Here is a 1520-nt window from a genome sequence, read left to right as displayed (position 1 = left end):
CGCCAGATCTTCTCGTTCCACATCGCGGGCGACACCCCGGATTTGCAGAGCCTGCACATCCCACTGATGGACCACAACCTCGGGACGATGACCCGGGCAACAGTCGCGTTCATCCCGCACGAGAGCATGCACGATCTCACGAACCGCTTCCCGGGTATCGCGGCCACACTCTGGCGTGACACGCTGATCGACGCGGCGATCTTCCGGGAATGGTTGATCGCCATGGGGCGCCGCCCGGCATTCGAGCACTTGGCGCACCTCTTATGCGAATTGTACCTGAAGCAGGAGGCGGTTGGTCTGGCGGGTGACCACCGCTGCCCACTACCGATCACCCAGATCGACCTTGCCGATGCCACAGGCATGACCAGTGTGCACATCAACCGCGTGTTGCGGGAGATGCGCGGCCGCGGGCTGATCACGCTGCACCGGCATACCTTGGTGGTGAAGGCGTGGGATGAGCTGATCCGCGCCTCCGAGTTCGACGCGACCTACCTGCACTTGCGGAAGCGAGCGGCGGGATGACCCTGCAGCTCCAGCCGGTGCGGGTCGCCACCAGCAGTCAAGACAGCAACGGACAACTCGTGTTCGCGGGCGGCTTCCTCGTGGCAGTCCTGGTTCGGCTCTCCGACCAGCACGGTGCCGATGTCGGCCTGTGGTTCTTGGAAGCTGGCTTCGGCCCGACCGCGGTGATGAGCGCTCCCTTGTTCTTGGACCTGGACGCGGCTCAGGACTGGATCGAGCAGCATCTTAGCAGCAAACGGGTCGGCGCGTAGCTTGGGGTGGGACTGAGAAAGTTCTCAGTGGCCATCCGGCGTCGGATCCGTAATCAGGCGCTCGTATTCGGCCTCGGGAGTGCCGTAGGAGGGGCCAGCTAAAGCGAGCAGCGCCGCGCGATCGCGGACGATCAGGGTACCGCGCTGTCGACCGATCACGCCGGAACGCTCCAAGACCGAGATTGCGCCCGTCAGGCCCGGACGATTGACCCCGAGCATCAGCGACAGAAACCGGTGCGTCGTCGGAAGTTCGTCACCCTCGGTCCGATCGTGACACATGAGCAGCCAGCGGGCGAGACGCGGCTCCAGGGTGTAGCGGCCGTTGGCCAAGGCCGTGGCCGTGGCCTGCACGCCGAGGACGTGCGCATACTTCAACAGCTGATTGTGCAGGCGCCGACTGTGCCGAAGCGCATCGGTGAGGGCACTTACCGGCATGACCTGCGCTAGCCCGATAGCCTGAACCCGAGCCTCGTCCGGCGTCCGCTCGGCATCGAGTAGGATCGGCACGCCAACCATGCCCTCGCATCCGACGAGCCCGACCTCGACCTGTTGGCCGTCCGCCGCGACGCTGACGAGCGAGACGATGCCTCGTTCGACGAAGGCAAGTGGACTTGGCGGTCCTCGCCAGCCTGGCGATCGCCTTTCAGCCGGTCGGCTACCACCGCGTGACGCCCCTGGCCTACCGCTCGACGCCCCTGGGCATGGGGTTCGGCCGGTCGCGCTTCTCCAGTCCCGACGACGGTTTCG

General features: G+C 65.6%; 3 protein-coding genes. 2 read left to right on the top strand and 1 reads right to left on the bottom strand.

Features of this window, described 5'->3' with window-relative positions:
* The coding region (locus MKK69_RS02805) for a Crp/Fnr family transcriptional regulator (protein WP_243965281.1) at positions 1–522 on the top strand (522 nt) is incomplete at its 5' end.
* A complete protein-coding gene (locus MKK69_RS02800) occupies positions 519–773 on the top strand; it encodes a hypothetical protein (RefSeq protein WP_243965279.1) in 255 nt (84 codons plus the stop codon). The genes MKK69_RS02805 and MKK69_RS02800, both read left to right, overlap by 4 nt.
* Positions 774–797: 24 nt before the next feature.
* Here MKK69_RS02800 and MKK69_RS02795 read toward each other — a convergent pair whose 3' ends face one another.
* Positions 798–1289, bottom strand: coding sequence for a Crp/Fnr family transcriptional regulator (locus tag MKK69_RS02795; protein ID WP_243965277.1), 492 nt, complete (start codon positions 1287–1289; stop codon positions 798–800).
* Positions 1290–1520 lie beyond the last annotated feature (231 nt).

Source organism: Methylobacterium sp. J-026, from assembly GCF_022829585.1.
Lineage (GTDB): Bacteria > Pseudomonadota > Alphaproteobacteria > Rhizobiales > Beijerinckiaceae > Methylobacterium.
This window is presented reverse-complemented; position numbering and strand designations above follow the sequence as displayed.

Excerpts from the sequence above, each read along its gene's own strand:
- MKK69_RS02800 (WP_243965279.1), top strand. The coding sequence starts at position 519 with ATGACCCTGCAGCTCCAGCCGGTGCGGGTCGCCACCAGCAGTCAAGAC.
- MKK69_RS02795 (WP_243965277.1), bottom strand. The coding sequence starts at position 1,289 with ATGGTTGGCGTGCCGATCCTACTCGATGCCGAGCGGACGCCGGACGAG.